The organism is Sphaerochaeta sp., assembly GCF_050178175.1.
Taxonomy (GTDB): domain Bacteria; phylum Spirochaetota; class Spirochaetia; order Sphaerochaetales; family Sphaerochaetaceae; genus Sphaerochaeta.
In genome coordinates, this window is record NZ_JBFXGH010000031.1 from 1 (window position 1) to 22,896 (window position 22,896).

General features: G+C 49.8%; 23 protein-coding genes and 1 pseudogene. 14 read left to right on the forward strand and 10 right to left on the reverse strand.

Features of this window, described 5'->3' with window-relative positions; translation table 11 throughout:
• Positions 1-191, reverse strand: a pseudogene (locus tag AB7S66_RS05375) (hypothetical protein); the annotation flags it as partial.
• A gap of 281 nt (positions 192-472) precedes the next feature.
• Between AB7S66_RS05375 and AB7S66_RS05380 the strand changes: the two are divergent.
• The 5 genes from AB7S66_RS05380 to pyrH all read left to right on the forward strand — a co-directional run bounded on the left by AB7S66_RS05380 (position 473) and on the right by pyrH (position 4,128).
• The gene (locus AB7S66_RS05380; RefSeq protein WP_428518431.1) at positions 473-1,633 is read left to right on the forward strand and encodes a glycosyltransferase family 4 protein; all 1,161 of its coding nucleotides are present in this window, start codon (positions 473-475) and stop codon (positions 1,631-1,633) included.
• Positions 1,634-1,660: 27 nt separating this feature from the next.
• On the forward strand, positions 1,661-1,792 hold the full coding sequence (locus AB7S66_RS05385) for a DUF2200 family protein (protein ID WP_428518452.1): 132 nt from the start codon (positions 1,661-1,663) through the stop codon (positions 1,790-1,792).
• Positions 1,737-1,928 carry a DUF2200 family protein gene (locus AB7S66_RS05390; protein ID WP_428518453.1) on the forward strand — a complete coding sequence of 64 codons (192 nt, stop codon included), beginning with the start codon at positions 1,737-1,739 and terminating at the stop codon, positions 1,926-1,928. Before AB7S66_RS05385 ends, AB7S66_RS05390 begins: the two co-directional genes overlap by 56 nt.
• 12 nt (positions 1,929-1,940) lie before the next feature.
• Complete coding sequence (locus tag AB7S66_RS05395; RefSeq protein WP_428518432.1) at positions 1,941-3,323, forward strand: hypothetical protein; 1,383 nt, start codon at positions 1,941-1,943, stop codon at positions 3,321-3,323.
• Between the two features lie 112 nt (positions 3,324-3,435).
• A complete protein-coding gene (pyrH, locus tag AB7S66_RS05400) occupies positions 3,436-4,128 on the forward strand; it encodes a UMP kinase (RefSeq protein ID WP_428518433.1) in 693 nt (230 codons plus the stop codon).
• On the opposite strand, the gene AB7S66_RS05405 is transcribed toward pyrH, so the two are convergent.
• Positions 4,121-5,092 (reverse strand): radical SAM protein, encoded by a 972-nt coding sequence (locus tag AB7S66_RS05405; RefSeq protein WP_428518434.1) that lies wholly within the window; start codon positions 5,090-5,092, stop codon positions 4,121-4,123. The two genes, pyrH and AB7S66_RS05405, sit on opposite strands and share 8 nt — an antisense overlap.
• A 175-nt stretch (positions 5,093-5,267) precedes the next feature.
• Here AB7S66_RS05405 and AB7S66_RS05410 point away from each other — a divergent pair, with 175 nt between their 5' ends.
• Complete coding sequence (locus AB7S66_RS05410; protein ID WP_428518435.1) at positions 5,268-6,548, forward strand: patatin-like phospholipase family protein; 1,281 nt, start codon at positions 5,268-5,270, stop codon at positions 6,546-6,548.
• Positions 6,545-6,955 carry a hypothetical protein gene (locus AB7S66_RS05415; protein WP_428518436.1) on the forward strand — a complete coding sequence of 137 codons (411 nt, stop codon included), beginning with the start codon at positions 6,545-6,547 and terminating at the stop codon, positions 6,953-6,955. The genes AB7S66_RS05410 and AB7S66_RS05415 overlap by 4 nt, the downstream gene beginning before the upstream one ends.
• Here the strand turns inward: AB7S66_RS05415 and AB7S66_RS05420 are convergent.
• Positions 6,907-7,575 carry a 5'-methylthioadenosine/S-adenosylhomocysteine nucleosidase gene (locus tag AB7S66_RS05420; RefSeq protein ID WP_428518437.1) on the reverse strand — a complete coding sequence of 223 codons (669 nt, stop codon included), beginning with the start codon at positions 7,573-7,575 and terminating at the stop codon, positions 6,907-6,909. The two genes, AB7S66_RS05415 and AB7S66_RS05420, sit on opposite strands and share 49 nt — an antisense overlap.
• Complete coding sequence (locus tag AB7S66_RS05425; protein WP_428518438.1) at positions 7,572-8,405, reverse strand: pyridoxamine kinase; 834 nt, start codon at positions 8,403-8,405, stop codon at positions 7,572-7,574. The genes AB7S66_RS05420 and AB7S66_RS05425 overlap by 4 nt, the downstream gene beginning before the upstream one ends.
• A 66-nt stretch (positions 8,406-8,471) precedes the next feature.
• Between AB7S66_RS05425 and AB7S66_RS05430 the strand changes: the two genes are divergently transcribed.
• On the forward strand, positions 8,472-10,373 hold the full coding sequence (locus AB7S66_RS05430; protein ID WP_428518439.1) for a phosphoglucomutase: 1,902 nt from the start codon (positions 8,472-8,474) through the stop codon (positions 10,371-10,373).
• Here AB7S66_RS05430 and AB7S66_RS05435 read toward each other — a convergent pair.
• Genes AB7S66_RS05435 through AB7S66_RS05445 form a run of 3 tightly spaced genes read right to left on the reverse strand, consistent with a single transcriptional unit; the run spans position 10,370 to position 12,762 of the window.
• The gene (locus AB7S66_RS05435) at positions 10,370-10,795 is read right to left on the reverse strand and encodes a very short patch repair endonuclease (RefSeq protein ID WP_428518440.1); all 426 of its coding nucleotides are present in this window, start codon (positions 10,793-10,795) and stop codon (positions 10,370-10,372) included. The two genes, AB7S66_RS05430 and AB7S66_RS05435, sit on opposite strands and share 4 nt — an antisense overlap.
• Positions 10,796-10,804: 9 nt before the next feature.
• Positions 10,805-12,115, reverse strand: a complete 1,311-nt coding sequence (locus AB7S66_RS05440) for a hexokinase family protein (protein ID WP_428518441.1) — start codon at positions 12,113-12,115, stop codon at positions 10,805-10,807.
• A 29-nt stretch (positions 12,116-12,144) separates the two neighbouring features.
• Complete coding sequence (locus AB7S66_RS05445) at positions 12,145-12,762, reverse strand: hypothetical protein (RefSeq protein WP_428518442.1); 618 nt, start codon at positions 12,760-12,762, stop codon at positions 12,145-12,147.
• A gap of 95 nt (positions 12,763-12,857) precedes the next feature.
• Here AB7S66_RS05445 and sbcB point away from each other — a divergent pair, with 95 nt between their 5' ends.
• Complete coding sequence (gene sbcB, locus AB7S66_RS05450; protein WP_428518443.1) at positions 12,858-14,273, forward strand: exodeoxyribonuclease I; 1,416 nt, start codon at positions 12,858-12,860, stop codon at positions 14,271-14,273.
• Here sbcB and AB7S66_RS05455 read toward each other — a convergent pair.
• Together AB7S66_RS05455 and AB7S66_RS05460 are read right to left on the reverse strand one after the other, a co-directional pair.
• Positions 14,270-15,454, reverse strand: a complete 1,185-nt coding sequence (locus tag AB7S66_RS05455; protein WP_428518444.1) for a glycine C-acetyltransferase — start codon at positions 15,452-15,454, stop codon at positions 14,270-14,272. The genes sbcB and AB7S66_RS05455 overlap by 4 nt on opposite strands.
• A complete protein-coding gene (locus AB7S66_RS05460; protein WP_428518445.1) occupies positions 15,451-16,401 on the reverse strand; it encodes an NAD-dependent epimerase/dehydratase family protein in 951 nt (316 codons plus the stop codon). The genes AB7S66_RS05455 and AB7S66_RS05460 overlap by 4 nt, the downstream gene beginning before the upstream one ends.
• Before the next feature lie 117 nt (positions 16,402-16,518).
• On the opposite strand from AB7S66_RS05460, the gene AB7S66_RS05465 reads away from it, so the two are divergent.
• From AB7S66_RS05465 to AB7S66_RS05485, 5 genes are all read left to right on the forward strand, one after another.
• A complete protein-coding gene (locus AB7S66_RS05465; protein WP_428518446.1) occupies positions 16,519-17,091 on the forward strand; it encodes a helix-turn-helix domain-containing protein in 573 nt (190 codons plus the stop codon).
• 62 nt (positions 17,092-17,153) lie between these two features.
• A complete protein-coding gene (locus AB7S66_RS05470) occupies positions 17,154-18,518 on the forward strand; it encodes an MFS transporter (protein WP_428518447.1) in 1,365 nt (454 codons plus the stop codon).
• Between the two features lie 54 nt (positions 18,519-18,572).
• The gene (prfA, locus tag AB7S66_RS05475) at positions 18,573-19,637 is read left to right on the forward strand and encodes a peptide chain release factor 1 (protein WP_428518448.1); all 1,065 of its coding nucleotides are present in this window, start codon (positions 18,573-18,575) and stop codon (positions 19,635-19,637) included.
• Positions 19,638-19,648: 11 nt separating this feature from the next.
• Complete coding sequence (gene prmC / locus AB7S66_RS05480) at positions 19,649-20,509, forward strand: peptide chain release factor N(5)-glutamine methyltransferase (protein ID WP_428518449.1); 861 nt, start codon at positions 19,649-19,651, stop codon at positions 20,507-20,509.
• Complete coding sequence (locus AB7S66_RS05485; RefSeq protein WP_428518450.1) at positions 20,494-22,524, forward strand: RelA/SpoT family protein; 2,031 nt, start codon at positions 20,494-20,496, stop codon at positions 22,522-22,524. The genes prmC and AB7S66_RS05485 overlap by 16 nt, the downstream gene beginning before the upstream one ends.
• Positions 22,525-22,527: 3 nt before the next feature.
• On the opposite strand, the gene AB7S66_RS05490 is transcribed toward AB7S66_RS05485, so the two are convergent.
• Positions 22,528-22,896: DHHA2 domain-containing protein (locus tag AB7S66_RS05490; RefSeq protein WP_428518451.1), on the reverse strand; the 369-nt coding region annotated here is incomplete at its 5' end.

Sequence of the window (22,896 nt, forward strand, 5' to 3'; positions counted from 1 at the left end):
CTTGGTACCAGCCCGAATTCTGTTATGGTCCCGAGCAGCTTCCCGCTGACCTTCCTGGATTTCTGTGTCGAGGGATCATACTTCGTCTTGCGTTCATAGAGATACCAGTGGCCGTTGATGTGCTTGATCTCGGTAGCCTGTGGTTTCTTGAAGTTCTTGATGAATTCGGGTCGTTCGTGCTTCTGTTCCATCCGCTTTTACTCTCCCTAATATTTAGGTTGGGTAAAGTATGGCACACTTTGCCCGCATCGTAAAGATGCTGAAGCAGATAATTTGCTATTTCGAAGGATGTTATTGGAGGTCGAGCGTGGTTTTCTTTTGAAGAAAAGCCATGAATCAGAGACCTAAAAACTAAAAGTTACAGATCCAATGCAGGAAATGCTGATGAAGCAAACTTGGCATGATAGATGCATGGAATATGAGTAATTGAGACGGCAGCATACCAGGAAACTGATATCGGAGGAGGACGCTCATGAGAATTTTGCTTACAACGGACGCTTTTACTCCAACCACAAACGGGGTTGTCACCTCTATCGTCAACCTCAGGCAGGGGCTCACCCAGGCAGGACATGATGTTCGCATACTTACCCTTGCCCATGCACATACATCCTATTACCAAAATGGAGTCTGGTACCTCGGATCGTTGAGCTCTGACCGGCTCTATCCCGGTACCCGTATCCGTGGAACATTTGCAAAGAAGATTGTACGGGAAATCATCAGGTGGAATCCTGATGTAGTGCATTCCCAATGTGAGTTCAGCACCTTTTCCCTTGCTAAACGTATTGCCTATGCATCAGGGGCTCCTTTGGTCCATACCTACCACACGCTGTATGAGAACTATACGGATTACTTCTCTCCCAGTGAACGATTGGGGCATATCATGGCTCAACGATTCTCGAAGAGAATCCTTTCCAAGGTTGATTATGTCATTGCCCCTACAGCAAAGACAAAACGCTTATTACGTTCTTATGGGGTGGAGGGTCCAATCGATGTTGTCCCAAGCGGAATCGACCTTGCACGCTTTTCTCCCACCAATAAGGGCAAGGAGATTGAAACATTACGGGCTTCCCTAGGAATACCAAAGGACAATTTCGTTCTGGTGTATGTAGGCCGTCTGGCTGTAGAGAAGCGGATCGAGGAACTGATCTCCAACTTCTCTCTGGCGAAACAAGATCGTACACTGTTGCTGGTTGGGGATGGACCACAGAGACAAACCCTGGAGCAGATGGTAGCTGCACGTGGATTGCAAAAGCATGTGATTTTTGCAGGCATGCAGAAACAAGAGGTTATTCCTGCCTATTACCATCTGGGTAGTGTTTTCTGCAGTGCCTCAACAAGCGAGGCGCAGGGATTGACGTATATCGAAGCCTTGGCCTCAGGACTCCCTGTTCTCTGCCGTGCTGATGATAGCCTGGCAGAAGTGGTACGCGATGGGGAGAATGGATGGCAATATCGCACAAACGAGGAGTTTCACCACTATCTTGACCTCCTAAGCAATGACGAACCACTTCGTCTCAGACTCAGCGAACAAGCATTAATTACAAGCAAACCCTTTGATACACAGACATTTGCTGCTTCCCTGCTCTCTATCTATGAAAAACTGATCAAGCAAAGCAGGTTATATTCAGCCTAGCAGATAGTTATTACATGGCAGTGTATCATTCTTAACCATGGGTTTTACAAAGAAGGCACCAAGGCTGAGGTTGATGCAATCATCAGTTGGCTGTTTGGATATGATGAGACAACTCGGCAGGAAGCATTGGACAAAGGAAAAGAGCTTCTGTGTTTCTAGAGAAGAAAGCCCCAAGGAAAATCCTCTGGGAAGCCCCCTAACGGGCAAAGCCTGCGGCGTACAGGTCTATACGATTGAGGACCCACTTATGAGAACGATGCAATACCTTGACAAACTCATTGATGAGTTGGCCTAAGGGAAACCTGATATGGAGGAGGGAACTATTCCAAGCGAGGTACAGGCATATCACAGGGATGGATTTGCTCGGCTGAGAGAACAGTGGGATCACTATAACCAACTGCTTGATGACGTGAGTGGGAATTGTATCCCCTTCCCAAGCTATGAATTTCATAGCTTCCAGACTGGAGATTATACAATCATCCATAAGAAGCTTGGGATTGCACTTCCTGAAGCCCCAACGGGTGGGAAGGATGAACGCTTGCTGAAACTGCTTGGGTCAACGGATGCAATCAGGGATGAGTTGATTTGTATGCCTCATCATATCGGCTACAAGCATGGATACAGGGGCATAGGGTGGGAATTCTTTCATTCTAAAGCATCCCCGGTGATAGAAATTGTTTCTATGCATGGGAGTGCAGAAAGTCTGGAAGCCTCACCTGGATATCTGCACACGATGGGTCCACGTAGTGCTCTGAATACCATGCAGGGAGGGCTGTCATTGGGTCATAGGTTCGGGGTAGTCGGGTCAAGTGATCATCACAATGCTTCTCCCGGTAGCTACGGTTGCGGAAGAACCGGCCTCTGGTCGACAGACAGGAGCCGGGATGCAATCTGGGCAGGGTTAACCAACAAGCAAACGCTCGCATTAACCGGCGACCCCATGGAATTGATGATATTTCTCAATGACATGCCGATGGGGTCAGGGTATGACTTCACCGGCGATGGCACTGTTCCCCTTGATGCATATGTTGCCGGCTATACGGTGTTGGACAGAATTGAGATACTGAAGAATAACAAGGTTATTCATAGGGTCCACCCTTGTGACCATCATCAACCTACCCAGCAAGTAACGCGAGGGTTTCTGGATTTTGCATTTGGCTGGGGAGAAAAACACAGCACGTGCCAGTGGGAAGCAACAATCACCATTGAAAAGGGAATCATCCACAGCACAGCAAAGCGACTAAGGGGTGAAGATATTGTTGATCCACTGGATACGTCAACCAGTGGACGTGTCCTACCCCACTTCACACATTCAGGAAACACGGTATCTCTGCAAGTGACGACCAGGGGCAATCCAACAGCCACCACAGACACCACTCAGGGCTTTGCTCTAGAGATCGAAGGATCAGAACAGAGTATAATTCACCTACACGCAAAGGGGATCTGGCAAGATACACTGCACCAAATTGAAGTTTCATATCCCCTTTCTTCGCTCACCGGGATGTCACAGGTTACGTATCTGAATGGATTTGTCAGCCCTGCTGTATCAATTTCACAATTTCATCCAATTGAACAATGCATGGGCGAGGTACATATTGAAGTTGATGCTATGCCAGATGATGTTTTCTATGCACGCGTATTCACCAACCATGGTGACTGTGCATGGTCTAGCCCCTGCTGGGTGAGATGAACACATAAGGATTGACATCTTCAAATCAAATATAGGTACTTCATCCAACTTCTCCCTACTTCAATATTGAGGGGAGTCGAAAAATCTGGTACCATGGCCGGCGGAGGACTCCATGTATAATAATTTGGCAGTTATTTCATTGGGCGGATCAATCATTGCACCGGATAAGGTTGACCACGCTTTTCTTAAGGAACTCAACAGTGCTCTCAAAGCCTATTTGAAAGAAGATAAAAGTAGAAAAATCATCCTGGTCTGTGGAGGCGGTGCACCGGCCCGTGTCTACCAGAATGCCATGCGAGAGATCAACCCGGATGTGGAGAGTGAAGAACTTGATTGGCTTGGGATTAGGGCCACCCATATCAATGGGCAACTCCTCAAGGCAATGTTCCATGAATTCTGCACCGACAACCTGATCACGGACCCAACCGGTCATATCAACTTCCAGGGACAGGTATTGGTTGCCGCTGGCTGGAAGCCCGGTTTTTCCACTGATAATGATGCAGTCATCCTCGCCGAGAGGTTTGAAGGAAGACTGATCATCAACCTCAGCAACATTGCCAAGGTATATACCGATGATCCAAAAAAGAATCCTGAGGCAAAACCGTTGGATTCCATAAGTTGGGCGGACTATCGTACCATGGTGGGAGAAAACTGGACCCCTGGAAAGAACTCTCCCTTCGACCCCATTGCAAGCAAGAGAGCTGAGAAAATGCATATGGAGGTAGTGTGTGCCGATGGACGAAACATCGAAAACACCATGAATATCCTCTACGGCAGAAAATATGAGGGAACCATCATCAGCTAGAGTGTTTCACTAGGTCGATAAAATAAGGAAGTGGGGTTGCAAACCCCTCGGGGAACGGATTATCCTGGGTGAAATCAGGAATCCAGGAGACATTCTCCCCCAGTTCCTGCACGAATCCATCCTCGATCTCCAACTCCTCCAATGTAAGGAGCAGTTCATCATATTCCTCTTCTCGTATTGCAGGAAACCGAACATCACCCTTGGGAGGTTCAAACTGCACCATCAGCGAAAGGTAGCAAGAATCTTTCAGCTCCTGGGCAAAATAACGCAGCACCTCTTTGGAGGCATCAAGAGTACCGGGAAACACCAAATGCCGAACCAGCACTCCCTTGAGATGTCCTCCATCATCAACAAAAGTGGTTCTCCCATTACGCAGAATATACGTCATCACAGAACGGATGAGCCTTGCATAGAGCGCCAATCCACAGAACACTGCACTCACATCCTCGCTCAGTGTCTTTACATCGATGAGATACAGGTCAATGTAGGGATCGATCAAAGAGAGTCCTTCCGGGGACTCAAATCCTGAACTGTTCCACACTACATCCAGGGAAAAACCTTGCGTCTTTGCAAGTTCCAACGCTGCAACAATGGATGGTATGAAATGCGTTCCAGTCACCAGATTCAAATTGGTCGCACCAAGTTCCTGGAGTCCAAGCATGATATGGGAGAGCTCATTGGTACTCACTTCAATTCCCACAGCCATGGCACCTGGCTCACCACTACCAGAGATCTGATGGTTCTGGCAATAGGCACAGTGCAAGGGACAGCCGCTGAAGAAGATCATTCCTGATCCATGTTCACCGGTCACAGGAGGCTCTTCACCGCGATGAAGCCCAGACCAGGCAATACGAACCGTATCAGTCTCACCACACCTTCCAAGCTTGCCTTCCATCCTGTTCACAGCGCAGTAATTGGGACATAACCTGCACTTGCCATAGGCGTTCATTCCATGTTCATCCATGGCATAAGTCTAGCGAAAATACGCTCACTTTGCATAGCTGTCTATTTTTAAAATTATATATTTCCATCGTATAATATTCTTATCTCGGACTGTTCTATCGATATACAATTCATTTATCGAGTACAAAGAAGAGAGGATGCTTGACCCTCTGGTACAAATTCATCACTCTACTAGCATGGCATTACAGGATTTCTGGATTCATAAGGAAGCATCATCACCCCAAGACGATCGATACATCCTCTCTATAGACGGAGGTGGGATGCGCGGTCTCATACCTGCTGTGATGCTTGCAAAACTATCATCCTTGTTGGAGTCCATGGGAGATAATCGTCCACTATATTCTCATTTTGATTTGTTGGCAGGGACTTCTACCGGGGGGTTGCTCGCCCTCGCTCTTGGGGCACCGGTTTTGAAGACAAACCTCCAGCCTGATACCAGGTATATCAGCTACATATACGATGAACAGCCACGAACCTTGATGCAGAAATTGAGAGGAAAGCCTGGAGATAAAATACTACGGGGAACGCTTCCTTTCGGCGTCGATACCACTACGCTTGAATCACTCTATCTGCAGAATGGCCGCCAGATATTCCCCAGAAGCCAAGGTCGGTTTTTCAGCCAGATCTTTACAGATAAGTATGATGTGCAACCGTTGCAAAAGCTTTTGCAACATATGTTTGGAGACGTTCCGCTAAGTGAGGCAGTCATTCCCACCATGGTGATGACTTATGATGCAGCACATGGAAGGCCTTTCATCATGAGCAGCCATGACTCACACGGCTTCCTGTTCTGGGAAGCAGCCCGGGCAACCAGTGCTGCCCCTACATTCTTCAAGCCCGCATATCTCTACGACCGGGAAGAGAAAACCATGCAGACCTTGATCGATGGAGGCGTTGTTGCAAACAACCCAAGCCTCTATGCATATCGTCAAGCCAAGGAACTCTATCCGGATGCAAAACGGTTCCATATCCTTTCCCTTTCAACAGCAAGCAGTGATTTTACTTTCACTGTCAGTGGAGCAGGAACGGGTGTCATCGGTTGGATAGATCCGGCAAAGGGTGCCCCGATCCAGAAGATCTATGCCACAAGCCAGATGCAGGTTGTGGACCAGATAGCACCGACTATTCCAGACATTTCCTATACAAGGATCCATGGTACTCTGGGAGAAACATACAAGCTTGATGAGACAACAGCCGGTGCCCTTTCCACCATGCACCAGGGAGCCCAGAAAATTTATCAGGAAAACGAGGATCGGCTCAAGACATTCGCGCAATTGCTCTGTGGGAGAAACCATTTTGACCAGATGGAACTGGGACCAAAGGAAGTCCTTCCGGTGATCCAACAACCTAATCGAATTGAAGTACCGGAGGAAGCAATTCCTGCACTTGATTCCTACCACAACTTCCTCAAGCGATACCAGATTGGAGATGGTGAGAACCAGGAGAATTCTCAATGAGCACACATCCAAAACAAGTGGAACTTGAATCAACGATGCGAAGGTTGTGTGATGATCTCGATCACTATCTCGAAGACACCTTCGGTGATGCGTACCCTCTTCACCCGAACAGGCCGGAGCGAGGAAAAACCTCCAGTGTTGCCTATGATGGACTCTTTTCCACGGGTACACAGTTTACCCTAGGATATGGAAGCAACCATGGCCGTGGGTATATCCTCTCTGTTGAGATCAGGACCTTGTCGTGGGTGCAAAAGGAAAAGAAAGAATCTATCGAGAGAGCAGCCATGGAGTATATAAGGAAAATCCTGCCCGTCTATTTTCCCCATCGTGCCATTGAGCTCAAGCGGGACGGAAATGTCTACAAGCTGGTGGGCGACTTCTCACTCGGGGACTCCAGCAACAGATGAAGTGCATTTCTGAGTCCTTTGGCAGCTTCCCTTACAAATGCGGGAAATTGCTTGGGCTTTCTGCCTTTGGCATCATCACTGACCACCCTGATGATTGCACAGGGAATGTTTGCAGCATGGCACGCAAAAGCGACCGCATATCCCTCCATATCACTGCATCCAAGGTGAAGGTCTTCCCTCAGTTCAGGATGTTCCTCGCGATATGAGCGGACCAGGAAGCGATCGGCTGTACCCATTACCACAGATTTTGCCCCTTCAATTGGTGGACAATAGAGTGGAAGGAAAGAGGGGGCATGAGTACCATCACCCAGGAAGGTGGAGCCCCAGTCCAGCCCAAATGCCCTCAGGTCAAGGTCGTACTGAACAACCCTGGAAGCACAGACAATATCCCCGATGACAAGGGTTTCTTCCAATGCCCCGCAATATCCCACAAGCACCACCAGAGCCGGTTTATACGCAGCAATCGCATGAGCCACGGCAATACCGCTGGCAACCTTGCCAACCCCTACAACCATCCCGATGACCCGCTTGGATGCAAAAAGCACTGGTTCGTTCAACTTTGTTAGGATACCTTCCAATTCGTGTTTGAGTGGGGCAACCAACAAGACATCCACACTCATTGTGCCCGCTCCCTGGAAAGGTCGGGAAGGATCAAGGTGGGGCTCACTCCCAGTCTCCGCTCTCTACCAGTCCTTTTGGTTCGCTCTATGGCCATTGATGTATAGGTAACAGCACGTCTGACCGCTGTTTGGAAGGTATGCTTACAAAGCAAACTTCCCAGCAGGATACTGGCAAAAAGGTCACCACATCCGGGGTATGAAGCATCCACCTTGGCATATCGAACCAGAAAATCCTGATTTTCTGCGTGACAAGCTACTGCAAAACCATCAGAGAGAGGAACACTGGTGATCACAACAAAGGAACCTGTAAGCAAGGAGAGCTTACGGGCCCAGGAAAGCGCTTCCTTCTCGTCAAACTGCTCCTGGAACGGGAGGTCAAGAAGCAGGGCCGCCTCGGTGATATTCGGTGTGATGATGTCTGCAACATGCACCAATGATCGCATCGCCTCCACATGACCTGTCGTGATGGGACCGTAGAGAGATGCATCATCGCCCAGTACAGGGTCCACCAACACCAGGGGGGAACCCACCCTTCGCTGCTGTTCGATGAACCACTTGATGAGCTGTACTTGATGTTCGCTGCCCAGGAACCCTGAATAGATTGCATCATAGTGGAGGGAGAGTTCCTTCCAAGCATCAAGAATGCCTTCAAGCTCAGAGGTGGTGTCGCGGAAATAATACGTGTCAAACCCATCCGTTTGAGTCGAGAGCAAGGCAGTCGGAAGGGGGCATGTCTCTATTCCCATGGTCTCCAGAACAGGAAGGACAACAGTCAGGGAGCTCTTTGCATAGCAGCTCAGGTCATGGATTGCGGCACAAATCGGTTGCATGATTTCACACTATCGCACATCTGCAAAACAGGCAATATATGGTATACTCCAAAAACCGGAGGTCATATGCTTATCTATGATACCTTGAGCCATCACCCCATTGCTGATGACATGTTCAATATTCTTGATTTTCCCTTGCCAGATGCAAGTGCACTAAAAGATGCACTGTCCACAATGATCCTCTCATCCTCCGGTTGGAGGAAGGTTTTTGCCGAAAGCGGGGACGAAGAGGATGCTACAGCAAAGATCACTGAGGCAGATGCCATGCTGGCATCTCTTGCCGCCCTTTCCCTTGCACGATTCCTAGGGGTCCCTGCTGCTGGGAAGCAGGCAGTTACACGAGGGGATGTGCACGTTGAACCGCATGATACAACCATTCTGGTGGGTCTTGATGCAAGGCCGACCGGAAGAGTACTTGGGGATATCGTGTGCAGGACCCTGACCATGCTGGGCTGCTCGGTACGGTATCTCTATATCTGTGCCGCCCCCCAGATCATGGCTGACTGCAACCTCTTCCCCGAGGAAGCTGATGCATTCTTCTATATATCCGCAAGTCATAATCCAATCGGGCACAATGGCTTCAAGTTTGGTCGCTTTGGTGGTGTATACCCAGCCAAGGAGGCTGAGAAGATCGTCAATGTATTCAGGGAAATTGTATTGGAAGAGCCGATGGCTCCTCTCTACCTCCAGAATCTCTCCTCACAGATGGATACCACCCGGTACAGGCAGGTGCTTACATCGGTGAAAGCGGAGCAATCGAGGAATCTTGAACGGTATGAACAGTTTGTACTTACCACAGCAGTGCAATCAGCGGATAGGAATGAACATAGAATATTCAGGGAAATGCTGGTAAAAGCCCACACCAAGGAACCCCTTGGGGTTGTGGGAGAACTCAATGGCAGTGCCAGATCCGTAAGCATCGATTACCGCTTTCTGACTTCCCTCGGGCTCAAGGTACACCAGATCAATGACCAGCCAGGGCAGGTTGTCCATGCCATCGTACCCGAAGGGGAAAACCTTCAGCTCTGTCAGCAGACCCTGGAGATGCTGTACGCCAAGGATCCTTCATTCCTCCTAGGCTACGTTCCCGACAACGACGGGGACCGTGGGAACCTTGTATATATCCAGGGGGATACAGGAAAAGCCCGCATCCTGGAAGCCCAGAATGTATTCGCCCTGGTAGTCATTGCAGAGCTGACGCTCTGTCGATTGAAGCATCCCTCCAGCCTGTTGGCAACCGTTGTAAACGGTCCTACCAGTAACAGGATAGACCATATCGCACAGGCTCTTGATGCAGAGGTCTTCCGCTGTGAGGTAGGAGAGGCAAACGTTGTTGAGCTGGCAGAGAAGAAAAGGGCGGAAGGATATCTTGTCCCCGTGCTGGGAGAGGGTTCCAATGGGGGCAACATCACCCATCCTGCGAAGGTTCGTGACCCGCTCAACACACTGCTGAGTCTGTTGAAACTGCTCAGGAACCGGGATATCGCAAAACTCTGGTTCCGTGCAAACGGGAAGGAGGTCCCCCACCCCGTAACCCTTGAGAAGATCATTGGAAGCATCCCCCTATACACCACTACCGGGGCCTTCTCGAAAGAGGGCAAGATGCAGATCCATCATGACCATGCTGCCTTGAAAAGCCGATATGAAGTGTTATTGCAAGCTGATTGGATAGAAAAGCAAGAGATGTTCAAGGAACTGGACATCCATGCATACACCGTGTTCCAGAGTGAAGGGACCAGCACCGTTGAAGGTATGGGAGAAGCATTCCGCACACCCCCATTCACCGGCGGCTACAAGGTGGCCCTGAAGGACAAGGATGGCATCATCACTGATTTTCTCTGGATGCGAGGCAGCAAGACCGAACCAGTGTACCGTGTCATGGTAGACAGCAAAGGTGATGATGTGAGCCGTCACGACAGGCTCCTTGCATGGCATCGCAGCCTCATCGCCCGCGCCGACCAGGATTAAGGCCCCTGCCAGATCTCATTGACCAGACCGTTGAGTGTCTCCTCCCGTTTTGCGGGGGGAGATAGCTCACACTCCCAAACAACCAGGACACGATACCCCTTCTCCAACAACTGTGCACAAACCCTCTGGTCACGTTCCCTGTTCTTGGTCAGTTTTTGTTCCCAGAACAAACGGTTTGTTTTCGGAAGTGAAAAATACTTGCAACCTTGGTGTGCATGCCAGAAACATCCATTGATGAAAATGACGGTCCTGTACTTGGGAAGCACAATGTCAGGTCTCCCTACCAAGCGTTTGTCATTGATACGGAAGCGGAATCCATGACGAAACAAGTAGCTCCGTACCAAGAGTTCACTCTTGGTATCCTTCGCCTTGATGCTTGCCATGATCTTGCTACGCTTGGCAAGGGAGAAGCAATCACCCATCTGACGTACCTAGAGGCTCAACCCTGCAATTGCAGCCCCGAGGGTTGGCGAATCATCAATATGGACAAAGCGGTAATACCTTCTTTTCTCCAGTTCCAGATGGGTATGGAGATAATATTCAGTATACTTCTTCAGGTACTCAGTCTTATAGAATGTGGTACCGTCAGCATTGATGCAGACAGGAACACGTGGATCAGTGCCGGCTCCGCTCTTGAGTATGGTGGCAGCAAGGTTTGCCGCCGTAAGTTTTGCCGCCCGTGCAATCAATGCATCAATTATCATCCAAAGGGAAATTGCATCCGCTTGGCTCCCTTCGCAGCAGGCTACCAGTTCATACTCACGGTTGAACGGCATCTCAAGGTAGTTGCTCATCACCGTGGTGTTGATTCCGCCAAGTCTTGCAAACCGTTGCCTGAAGTTCTCACTGAAGATTCCGTCCTCTATCGCTTTCTCTATGACAAGCGTGCTCAATGGACCAAGATACGCTCCGCTGATCATCTTCTCCAGATGGTATTGCTGGGGTGCCTTGGTTGCACCAAAGAACTCACGGTCAAGGTCGCTGGGACAAAAATCGAAGTTGCCGGATTCAATATTGATGATCTGGCTACCCCCATCCCGAAGCCCCAGTTTTCCAATGGAAGCATTCTCTTCCACATATGCGGTATTTGTACCGGTACCAAGGATGAAACCAATATAGCCACTGTAAGGGACTTCACTCTTTGCACTCACTCCGGCTAATAGTGTAGCAACAGTGTCGTTCAGTACTGCAACCTTCTTGTTGGAAACATCGTAACCCCGACGGGCAAGTTCTTTCAGCAGTGTTGCCCCAACCGGTTTGCCAATCACCTCGGGAGCTTTTATCTCCTTGGAAAACACCAAGGGAATCCCGTCATGGTCAGCGGTGATGGAAGCTGCGTAGGAGAAGCAGAACCCAATCTTGTCACTCTTGTCGATCAGACGCTCCACTTCATCGGCAAACGTGGAGAAAAACTCATCTGCACTCACTTCCTTTTTGACACCAGGCATTGAAACTTTCCTGAAATCCTCGATATGTGCAGTTCCCCGATCATCAAAGGTCACCAGGCAGGTCCTGAAATTTGTGCCTCCTGCATCTAGGACGATAACCGGTTCATTCCTGGGAATCTCTCTGACCACAGTGGTATAGGTCGGGATCATTTTCAGGCTGCTTGATTTCTCATCAATGAGACCCTTCTCCATTTCTCTGAGAAAGGTATTGAGCAAATGCTCCATATCCACCGTAGCGGGATCGATTCCCCGTTTTTTCAGGAATTCCTCGGTTTTCTGGACACAATCAGACATGCTTCCTCCTATAGGAAATCGAGGCTTACCTAGACCTCCACTTCCTTTCCATTTATTTTCAAAGTGAGCGGGCGTACCGCAAAAAATCCTTCATAATCGCTGTGCAACAGAAATTTCCCCTCTACCCGGACCGATGTACTGACCCGCCTTCCATCCACCACCACGTCAGTAGTGACTATGATGTCAGGGATCCTGCCGCTCTGTATCACAGTACCCATCAAGAGGGGGAGTGTGACCCCTTCTCCCCAGTCTGTAACTGCAGCCCCTTTGAGTACTGCATGCCCCTCTTCCCACGCATGGACAGTGAGATATTGGATCGCCACATCATTAAGCGGGCCTCTCGCTGCTTGCATCAGTGATGCAAAGAAAGAAGTTTCTCCTTCCTTTGTCGCCAAGAACACAGGAAGATATTTCCCCAGATCAGCCTCCTGGAATGTCAGGATGTGTGGAAGTGTCTCACCATCCCTGAAGTAGAGATTGCTTCCAGGAAGGTCAAGCATCGGAGTATTCAGGAAGGCCGCGACCGCGCAGATCGTCGTGTCAGTAATGGCAGCAATAGCCACAGTGACATCATTTGGGGTTGGCTCTTTTGCCCCAAGAGGGAAGAGCAGACAAAGCATCAACAGAATTGATATTAGGTATTTCATGTGCATCCTTTGTGATATGATAATTCACCACACAAAAGAGAACAACCTATTCAGGGGAAAAAGACACAACTTCACTTATATGGTACACTGATGTCATGAATACGCACACTTCCAAACAGACAATATTCTGGTATGACCTTGAAACCTTTGGGCTTGACAGCCGATACGATCGAATCGCCCAATTTGCAGGGCAGCGCACCGATCTCAACCTCAATCCCATTGGCGAGCCTATCGTCCTGTACTGCAAGCTCAGCGACGACTATCTGCCCGATCCGCTTTCCTGCACCATTACCGGCATTACCCCGCAGGAAGTGAACCGGAAGGGAATGTGCGAAAGCGAATTCATTGCCCGAATCAATGCAGAATTCTCAAAACCCTCTACCGTGGTTGCAGGGTTCAACAATATCCGTTTTGATGATGAGTTCATTCGCAATGCTCTCTATCGAAATTTCCTCGACCCTTACCAGAGAGAGTGGAAGAACAACTGTAGTCGCTGGGATATCATTGACCTGGTACGTGCAGCATATGATCTTCGCCCTGAAGGCATCATCTGGCCACCCAGAAAGGAAACCACGGGAAACCCAACGTTCCGGCTCACCAGCCTTACCGAGGCAAACAATATCAGCCAGGAAGGGGCGCACGATGCCTTGGTGGATGTCAGGGCTACCATTGAAATTGCACGCCTGATCAAGAACAAACAGCCAAAGTTGTATGATTACTACTTCTCCCTCAGGGCAAAAAGCCAGGTCAAGCGGGTGGTCCCAACCCCCTTCGGGCAACCGGTTCTCTTTACCTCTGCCATGTTCAGCAAGAATGAGGGTTGCTCACGCCTGATCACCCCAATCACCCACATGAAGAGCAATGCGAATGCCATTATCTGTTTTGACCTGAGCAAGGACACCGCTCCACTGCTGAGGGCAAATGAGGAAACACTGCTCAAGACAGAGGGTGTTTTCACCCTGGCGATCAACAAGTGTCCATTTGTCTCCCCGCTGAGTGTGCTGACTGACCAACTCGCCGTAAAACTTGGGATAGACAAGGATCTGGCCATGTTCCGCCACCAACAAATTGCAAGCCACCCCAAGTTGTTGCTTATCGCACGGAATGTCGAGGACACCTTTGAAGGGGTGGATGATGTGGATTTCCAACTCTACGACCGCTTCTTCGCTGATGCCGACCAGAAGCGCTTTTCCCTGATCAGGGAAGCTGAGCCAAAGGAGAAACTCTCCCTGCACCTGGACTTTGAGGACAGCAGGATCCCTACCATGCTCTTTCGCCATGTTGCACGGAATTGGGAGGAGGTACTTACAGAGGAACAACTCATGAGATGGCGTAGCTTCTGTGCCGAGCGGACACTCAATCCACCAGGAGACGTCAAGATGAACTGGCATTTCTTCAAGCGCAAGATTGAGGAAAGACTGGCAAGCACAGAGACCCCTGCCCAGGAGAAACGGGTACTTGCCGATCTTAAGCAGTATGGGGAAGAACTCGAGAAACGAATCTTCTTCTAGAGCAGCTTCATTTCCCTTGCTGTTTCCTTGAACGCTTCAACAGCCTTGTCCAGATCCTCCAAGGTATGGGTTGCTGAAAGCTGTACCCTGATACGGGCTTTTCCCTTGGGTACCACGGGATAGCAGAATCCAATGACATAGATACCCTTCGTGAGAAGCATGTCAGCCATCTGGACTGCTTTTGCCTCATCGTAGATCATCACAGGGACGATGGCTGTCTCCCCTTTTACCAGGTCGAAACCTGCCTCTTCCATTTTCCTTCGGAAATACACTGCATTGCGCATGGTAATTTCCTTGTACGTGTTTCCTGCCTCCAGCAGGTCCAGTACCTTGATCGTCCCACCGCAGATAGCCGGTGCCAAGGTATTGGAAAACAGGTATGGACGAGCCCTCTGGCGGTACAGGTCGATCAGGAGTTGACGACCGGATATACATCCCCCACTTGCCCCACCACAGGCTTTCCCAAAGGTGGTGGTTATCAAGTCCACCTTCCCTTCAACACCACACAGTTCAACGGTTCCTCGTCCTTTAGGCCCAAGATAACCGGTTGCATGTGAGTCATCAACCATAACCAAGGCGTCATACTGCTCGGCTAGTGCACAGATCTCTGCAAGCTTGGCAATGTCCCCATCCATGGAGAATACGCCGTCTGTAGCAATCAGGCGCCTTCTCTGATCCTTGCTCTCCTGTAGCACTGCCTCCAAGCTTACCATATCACTATGCTTGTAACGATACCGTTTTGCCTTGCACAGCCTAATCCCATCGATGATGGATGCATGATTGAGTTCATCACTGATGACCGCATCCTCTTCTCCCAACAATGGTTCGAACAGCGCCCCGTTTGCATCAAAGCAAGAAGTGAAGAGAATGGTATCATCCGTGTGCAGGAATGCACTGATACGCTGCTCCAGCTCCTTGTGGATCTGCTGGGTCCCACAGATGAAGCGGACCGAGGAAAGTCCGTAACCCCATCTGTCCATGGCATCTTTTGCGGCCTTGATGACCTGTGCATTGTCGGCCAATCCCAGATAATTGTTTGCACAGAAATTGAGAACCTCACCGCCGGCAACCGAGATTGAGCGTTGCTGCTTGCCTTGCAATACCCGCTCCCTCTTCATCAATCCAGATTGTTCCTGTTCTGCAAAGAATGCCTTCAGATCCTTTTCCAATGCTTCTGTCATGGATTCCTCCTTCTAATGGTTTCGATCATATCCAGGGTCATGGTCTCCAGGTTGTAGGTAGGATTCCAACCCCACTCCACCCGTGCTGCATAATCCTCCAGGCAGTTTGGCCAGGAATCTGCAATGGCTTGCTTCACGGGGTCCACCTCATAGGAAATGGTAAACCCTGGGATGAGGGTACGTATATAGGCAGCTTGCTCCTCAGGGCAAAAACTCATGCTGGCAATATTGAATGCATTGCGGTGCCTGAGACGACCGGGATCTGCCTCCATTATCTGGATTGCCGCTTCCACTGCATCCGGCATGTAGATCATATCAAGGTAGGTGTCGCCCCTGAGAAAGCAGGTATAATGCTCCCTCTTCACCGCTTCATAGTAGATTTCCACCGCATAGTCTGTCGTACCACCGCCCGGAGGAGTCATATTGCTGATAATGCCCGGGTAGCGAACCCCCCGGGTATCAACATCATAAGCATGGTGGTAATAGTCACACAGCAACTCACCGGCAACCTTGGTCACCCCGTAGATGGAAGTCGGACGCTGGATGGTATCCTGTGGGGTGAACTGTTTGGGAGTGGTAGGACCAAAAGCCCCGATCGAGGAAGGGGTGAACACCGCACACCTATTCTCTTTCGCCACTTCCAAGGTTGCGATCAATCCATTCATATTGAGGTCCCACGCTGATAGAGGATTTTGCTCAGCCCTCGCAGAGAGCAATGCGGCCAAATGATAAATGGTGTCAATCTTATGCTTCTTGACAATCCCATTGATGGTTTCCCCATCACGTGCATCTACCTTGTAAAAAGGGCCTCCACCGATAAGCTCCTTGTTTACATCATCGCGGATATCAGTCAATACGACATGATCAGATCCATAGCGACGTCGGCATTCCATGGCTATCTCTGAACCAAGCTGTCCCAATGAACCTATGATAAGGATGTTTTTCATCAGACCCTCCAAGAGCACATTCCTTGACAATTCCCTTTTGGGGAGCATACAATAACTATGTTCATTATAATAAACATAGTTCACTATGTCAAACTTATTACCATAAGGAGCGATGCAATGGAAACCCCTCCCATGATCGGCAAGAACATACAACGGATACGCACCAGCAGGAAACTCACACTCAATGTACTCTCTGAGCGTTCAGGTGTGTCGAAGGCAATGCTCAGCCAGATTGAATCCGACAAGGTAAACCCTACGGTGGCCACTGTCTGGAAAATTGCAAGGGGCTTGAATGTTGAGCTCAATGATCTTCTCGATTCAGACGATCAGCCAAAAAGGATCTTTTCCCTCAACCCGGCCGGAGAGGACTCCCCAAAACTCGAAACACATGAAAATGGGGTGTCCATCAGGATCCTCAGCCCCTTGAGCATGGTGGAGGATCTTGAGATGTACCTTGTCACCCTCGAGCCACACAGCATTCTCAGCAGTGAACCGCACTATGCAGGAACGCAGGAGTATCTTACCGTTGTAAAAGGTGCGGTAAAGGTACAGGCTGGGGATAATAATGCGGAGATACGGAAGGGCGACTTCCTCGTGTACCATTGCGATGTGGAGCACTCCATTGCCAATGAGAGCAATCAAGTTGCAGTAGTGCACATGGTGGTACGCTTTACGGAGGAGAAGCGCTAGGATACCGCTTTCATTTGACGTGAAGGACTGCCTGCAGTATAAAGAAGCAAGGCAGGTACATCATGGCAAAAAGAAGCATCATGGTCTCCTATGGCATGGGAAAATTCATTGCAGAGTTCCTAACCGGAGCATTCGGCAGCATCGTCTTCATGTTTTACGAAACGGAGGTGGGGTTGTCTGCCGGCTATGCCGCGCTTGCAACCATCCTCTACTCGCTCTGGAATGCCATAAACGACCCAATCATAGGGTATGTGACCAACAAAGGAGCCCCTTTTTCCAAGAAATTTGGCAGAAGATTCCCTTGGATTATCCTGGGACTTATCTTTTGCAGCGTATTTTTCATTCTCATCTTCAGTGTACCCAGCTCGTGGGATGCCAGGGAGAACCCACTCCCTGTCTTCCTTTGGATGGTCATTACCATCTGTCTCTATGATGGGTTCTACTCCCTTTGGGAAGTAAACTACCAAAGCATCTACCCTGATAAATTCAGAACCCAGAGCGAAAGAACCACGACGGCAGCAGTCGGTACCGGTATCGGGGTCCTGGGGATTGCCTCCGGCTTCATCATCCCTCCCCTGTTTTTCTCGTATGGAGTAAGGTCGAGTTACCTCATTTGCGCATCGGCCATTGCAGGACTCAGCCTGTTGGCAACCATTGGGATAAGCTTCGGGGTCTTTGAGACCAAGGACATGATTGCACGATTCACCCGGCAAAAGGGAAAGGAAGCATCCCCTCATTTCTTTGACCAGATGAAACGGGCACTGAAGAATCGTAACCTGCTCGCCTTTGTACTGTTGCTCTTCTTCTACCAGAGCGGATGTATGCTCATGACTGCCAGCGTCAACTATGTGGTCAAGTATGTGCTTGCAGCGAAAAGCAGCGGGGCCACCCCAATTTTCGCAGGGATGCTGGTGGGGACGCTGATCTCCATTCTGATCTGGATGCAGGTTGCCAAGCGCCTGGAAAACAATCAGTTGATGCTCATCCTCTGCTCATTTGTTTTGGCTCTCTTCGCTCTTCCTCTCTCCTTTCTCACATCGGCCACATCATATGTGATTGCAATGGCGCTCTGGGGCCTGGGTTTTGGAGGTTTCTGGACATTCATGAGCCCAGCCATGGCCGATGTTATTGATAGCCTGCTAGTGGAACAAAAGCGTCGCGATGATGGGGTGGTCCTTGGTATCAGGGCATTTTTCATGCGATTTAGCTATGCAAGCCAAGCCTTGGTCTTTTTCATCGTACACAAAGCAACCGCATTCGACCCCCTTGCAATTACTGAACAAGCAATATGGGGCATACGACTCCACATGGGGGTTATCCCTGCCCTCTTCTTCCTTGCAGGTGGATTACTTTTCCTGCGGATGAATACACTTGGACCTGCCGAGGTTGCCAAGAACCGACAGAGGCTCTCCCGTTTGGATATCTAGCGATGCTATGCAAAGACCCATCACTTTTGTATACTTGCCATGTAGGAGAAAACGATGCTAGAAAAACTGCCTGATTACGAAAAGCAGCTTGCAGATATAGATGAGAAACTCAGCAATCCTGAAACCATGCAAAATATGCAACTCTTCAGGAGTCTTAATCAGGAGAGGTCCCACCTTGCTCCCATTATTGATGAGCTCAAGGAAATGGAGAGATTGAAAGAGCAGATTGCAGATGCCAAGCAATTGCTCAAGGAAGAGAAAGATCCTGAGATGCTCGAGCTGACCGAGCAAGAACTTGACGAATTGACAGAGCAACTGGCAAAGAGCGAACAGAAGACGAAGATGCTCCTCATCCCCCCCGACCCGATGGAAGGAAAAGACATCATCATGGAAATCCGTGCAGGAACCGGTGGCGAGGAAGCGGCACTCTTTGCAGCAAACCTTTTCCGCATGTACTCCCACTATGCTGATGCCAAGGGATGGAAGATGGAAATTCTCTCTTCCAATGAAACAGGCATTGGAGGATACAAGGAATTGGTGCTCTCCATTAGTGGGAAGGATGTCTATGGATCGCTCCGTTTTGAGAGCGGGGTACATCGGGTACAGCGGGTCCCTGAAACCGAGAGTGGGGGAAGAATCCACACCAGTGCAGTAACGGTGGCCGTACTTCCCGAGGCGGAAGAAACTGATATCGAGATTCGTCAGGAAGAACTGAAAATTGATGTTATGCGCGCTGGAGGCCCGGGTGGACAGAGCGTCAACACCACCGACAGTGCCGTCCGACTTACCCACCTTCCCACAGGACTGGTGGTAATCTGTCAGGATGAAAAGAGCCAGATCAAGAACAAGGCAAAAGCGCTTCGTGTTCTCCGATCCCGTCTTTTCGACTTGGAAGAGGAAAAGAAAAACCGGGAACGGGCAGAGGCCAGGAAGAACCAGGTTGGCTCAGGAGACCGCAGTGAACGCATCCGTACCTATAATTATCCACAGAACAGGCTCACCGACCATCGGATCAACTTGACGTTGTACAAGCTCGAACTGATCATGGCTGGAGATCTTGATGAGGTTATTGAGGCACTGAAGATAGCCGCAGGTGAAGCTGCACTCAAGGAAGCGTAAGGAACGTGTTCATGACCATTGCCAGCTGGAAGCAACAGACTGCCAGATTGCTGCAAGCGGGACAGGTAGGTGACAGCGCAAACCTGGATGCACGTCTTCTCCTTGAGAAGGCAACCGGTCTTGACCAGGTTCACCAGATCATGGAGAGTGAACGGATCCTGGCATCAGAGGAGCTCGAAATCCTCGAGGAACTCAGGGACCAGCGACTGGCTCACAAACCAATGGCATATATATTGGGGCATAAGGAGTTCTACGGCAGGACTTTTCTGGTTGATGAACATACACTCATCCCCCGTCCGGACACGGAGACCCTTATCGAGGAAGTGCTTCATTTCTCCCAGGGAAAGAGAAAGGAAGCATTACTTCCCATCATTGATGTATGCACCGGCAGTGGTGCAATCGGTATCACACTTTCCCTTGAACTGGATGTGGATGTTGAGCTATCTGATATCTCAGCGGATGCCTTGGACATTGCCAGGGAAAATGCCCTTGCACTGGTTGGGCATGAGCTTTTACTTCATCAAGCGGATCTCCTCTCCACGATTTCACAAAATTATGGTATGATCGTGAGCAATCCTCCCTATCTCACCGCCACCTGGTGTGATGAGGCCTCAGCGGAGGTAGCATGGGAACCAAGGGGTGCGCTGGATGGGCAAGGCCAGGACGGGCTCTCCTTGATCAGAAGGTTGCTGGAACAGAGCATCCTGCATCTCAAGGAAGGAGGAGCTCTGTTTATCGAATGTGATTACAGGCAGGCACAAGAGGTTGCCAGCCTATTCAAGGAGCACCACTTCAATCATATTACCATTGCCAAGGATCTATCCGGTCATGAACGCGTAGTGTGGGGGGTACTTGCATGTACGAACAATTGATCGAGCGTTTCATCCAAAAGGCGTATAAGTATCCCAAGGCTGACCAGGAGAAAATCCTGGCCGCGGCTACCTTCGCCGACAGCAAGCATGAAAACCAAAAACGAGCCAGTGGCGAACCATATCTCATCCACCCACTAGCAGTAGGTGAAATTCTCATCCAATTGAAGATGGATGCAGATACTATCTGCGCAGGGCTTCTCCATGACACGCTCGAAGACACCAATACCACCTACGATGAACTTTCCCAGACGTTTGGACAGGCTGTTGCTGATATGGTCGAGGGAGAGACCAAGATAGCCAACCTCAAGACGATGAACAAGAGCGTCCAGGAAGCTGAAACCATCCGCAAGATGTTCTTTGCCATGAGCAAGGACATCCGCGTCATCATCATCAAACTTGCAGACAAACTGCATAACATGCGCACCATCCAGCACCTGAACCCGCAGCGGGCGAAGGAAATCGCAGGGGATACCCTCGATATTTTTGCTCCCCTTGCCGACCGTCTGGGTATCTCGTGGCTGAAGGATGAACTGGAAGATTTGAGTCTGAAAGTACTCAAACCAGATACCTTCAACTACATACAAGATTACTTGTTAAGCAAGAAGAGTGAACAGAATGCGTACCTGAACCGGGTGGAAAAGTCCATCTATCGTGCCTGCGGTGATGCTGAGCTGAGTGACATCATTGTCACCAGCAGAGCCAAGCATACCTATTCGGTCTACATGAAAATGAAGAAGCGCAAAAAGGAGATTGATGAGATCTTCGATATCCTTGGGGTGCGCATCCTCTGCAACACCATAACCGAATGCTATACCATCCTTGGGGTGGTACACCGCCTATGGCCGCCTATTGAAGGACGGTTCAAGGACTACATTGCCATGCCGAAGGCAAACAACTACCAGAGCCTGCATACTACGGTCATGGCACTCGATGGCAAGTTGCTGGAAATACAGATCAGGACCAAGGAAATGCACTTTACCGCTGAGTATGGTGTTGCCGCCCACTGGAGCTACAAAGCAGATACAGGCAGTGACAGTGGGTCCTGGAACAAGATGGACAATGAACAGTTCTCCCGTATCATCAGCAAGCTCAAGATCTGGTCGAACGAGATCGAGAGTAGTGAGTCATACATGGAGGATATCAAGGGGGAATTGCTCAAGGATACCATCTATGTATTCACTCCACAGGGACACATCGTGGAACTTCCCACCAATTCCACCGCCCTGGATTTTGCCTATCAGATCCACACCGAGGTAGGCAACCATACCACCGGCGCCAAGGCTGATGGGTCCATCATCCCGCTCAATGCCCCACTGAAGAATACCCAGGTCATCGAGATACTGACCAGTCCCAATGCACGGCCGCACTTGCAATGGCTCCGCTATGCCCAGACAAGCAGTGCACGCAAGAAAATCAAGGCATGGCTGAACAAGTATGATGAGAACATCCTCATCGACAAGGACATCATTGCAAAGAGAAAAGCACCCGACCATCAGCAGAAAGAGGAACAGCCGCAACCACCACAGCCGCCGATGGATGATGAGCATATCGTCAGGGAGGTCTTTGATGCAAAACGGGTCAAATTCCGTGTTGGTGAAGAGAAAAATATGATGATCCACATCGCCCAGTGCTGTAATCCAGTACGGGGGGATGACATTGTTGGATACATCAGTCGAGGACGGGGAATCATCGTCCACAAACGCAGCTGTCCCAATCTCAAGAACATGGCAGAAATTGATGACCGGGCTATCGAGGTGGAATGGGAAACAGAGTTCCCGAAACTTACCAAACGCTTCAGTGTAACCAGCAAGCGCACCTATGATCTTTTCGGGGAGATCGAGGGAGCACTGCGTAAGCATAAGGGGCATCTCATCGAAGGCAAGCTGCACGATGATGAGGAAGGTAAACTTAGGGGGACATTCACCATGGAAGTGGAGAGAGAGGATGACTTCAGGAAGATCATCAAGAATCTGAAAACCATCCCCAGTGTCATAACCATCGCTGAGATCAAATAGGTTCTACTCTTCAAGCACCCTGAGAATCTCTGGAAGCAATTGTTTCTTCCTGGAGAGGACCCCGGGAAGGAAAAACTTTCCCTCACCTGTCTTCTCATAGGCTAGTTTCCGTTCAGTGATCGGCAAACTCGTCATAAGCAGTACACTGTTCTCCCTCACAACATCAGTGATGAGGAACATTGCCCAATCCAGACCTTGCGCCATTTTCAGGCGTTCCAGTTCGGAGAGATACGCATCCTTGTACTCATCCACGTCGCTGAGCGTGGTTACTTCACACTGTCCGATCCCAAACGACACACCGAGTTCTCGATAGACCTTGAAATCGGCCTCAAGCATCTTGCGGGGGTTCTCTTTCGCCAAGGAAGCTCCACT

What these genes read in the sequence shown, in the direction of transcription:
- AB7S66_RS05380 (WP_428518431.1), top strand. Translation starts at nt 473, where the DNA reads ATGAGAATTTTGCTTACAACGGACGCTTTTACTCCAACCACAAACGGG.
- AB7S66_RS05390 (WP_428518453.1), top strand. Translation starts at nt 1,737, where the DNA reads ATGAGACAACTCGGCAGGAAGCATTGGACAAAGGAAAAGAGCTTCTGT.
- AB7S66_RS05395 (WP_428518432.1), top strand. Translation starts at nt 1,941, where the DNA reads ATGGAGGAGGGAACTATTCCAAGCGAGGTACAGGCATATCACAGGGAT.
- pyrH (WP_428518433.1), top strand. Translation starts at nt 3,436, where the DNA reads ATGTATAATAATTTGGCAGTTATTTCATTGGGCGGATCAATCATTGCA.
- AB7S66_RS05405 (WP_428518434.1), bottom strand. Translation starts at nt 5,092, where the DNA reads ATGGATGAACATGGAATGAACGCCTATGGCAAGTGCAGGTTATGTCCC.
- AB7S66_RS05410 (WP_428518435.1), top strand. Translation starts at nt 5,268, where the DNA reads ATGGCATTACAGGATTTCTGGATTCATAAGGAAGCATCATCACCCCAA.
- AB7S66_RS05415 (WP_428518436.1), top strand. Translation starts at nt 6,545, where the DNA reads ATGAGCACACATCCAAAACAAGTGGAACTTGAATCAACGATGCGAAGG.
- AB7S66_RS05420 (WP_428518437.1), bottom strand. Translation starts at nt 7,575, where the DNA reads ATGAGTGTGGATGTCTTGTTGGTTGCCCCACTCAAACACGAATTGGAA.
- AB7S66_RS05425 (WP_428518438.1), bottom strand. Translation starts at nt 8,405, where the DNA reads ATGCAACCGATTTGTGCCGCAATCCATGACCTGAGCTGCTATGCAAAG.
- AB7S66_RS05430 (WP_428518439.1), top strand. Translation starts at nt 8,472, where the DNA reads ATGCTTATCTATGATACCTTGAGCCATCACCCCATTGCTGATGACATG.
- AB7S66_RS05435 (WP_428518440.1), bottom strand. Translation starts at nt 10,795, where the DNA reads ATGGGTGATTGCTTCTCCCTTGCCAAGCGTAGCAAGATCATGGCAAGC.
- AB7S66_RS05440 (WP_428518441.1), bottom strand. Translation starts at nt 12,115, where the DNA reads ATGTCTGATTGTGTCCAGAAAACCGAGGAATTCCTGAAAAAACGGGGA.
- AB7S66_RS05445 (WP_428518442.1), bottom strand. Translation starts at nt 12,762, where the DNA reads ATGAAATACCTAATATCAATTCTGTTGATGCTTTGTCTGCTCTTCCCT.
- sbcB (WP_428518443.1), top strand. Translation starts at nt 12,858, where the DNA reads ATGAATACGCACACTTCCAAACAGACAATATTCTGGTATGACCTTGAA.
- AB7S66_RS05455 (WP_428518444.1), bottom strand. Translation starts at nt 15,454, where the DNA reads ATGACAGAAGCATTGGAAAAGGATCTGAAGGCATTCTTTGCAGAACAG.
- AB7S66_RS05460 (WP_428518445.1), bottom strand. Translation starts at nt 16,401, where the DNA reads ATGAAAAACATCCTTATCATAGGTTCATTGGGACAGCTTGGTTCAGAG.
- AB7S66_RS05465 (WP_428518446.1), top strand. Translation starts at nt 16,519, where the DNA reads ATGGAAACCCCTCCCATGATCGGCAAGAACATACAACGGATACGCACC.
- AB7S66_RS05470 (WP_428518447.1), top strand. Translation starts at nt 17,154, where the DNA reads ATGGCAAAAAGAAGCATCATGGTCTCCTATGGCATGGGAAAATTCATT.
- prfA (WP_428518448.1), top strand. Translation starts at nt 18,573, where the DNA reads ATGCTAGAAAAACTGCCTGATTACGAAAAGCAGCTTGCAGATATAGAT.
- prmC (WP_428518449.1), top strand. Translation starts at nt 19,649, where the DNA reads ATGACCATTGCCAGCTGGAAGCAACAGACTGCCAGATTGCTGCAAGCG.
- AB7S66_RS05485 (WP_428518450.1), top strand. Translation starts at nt 20,494, where the DNA reads ATGTACGAACAATTGATCGAGCGTTTCATCCAAAAGGCGTATAAGTAT.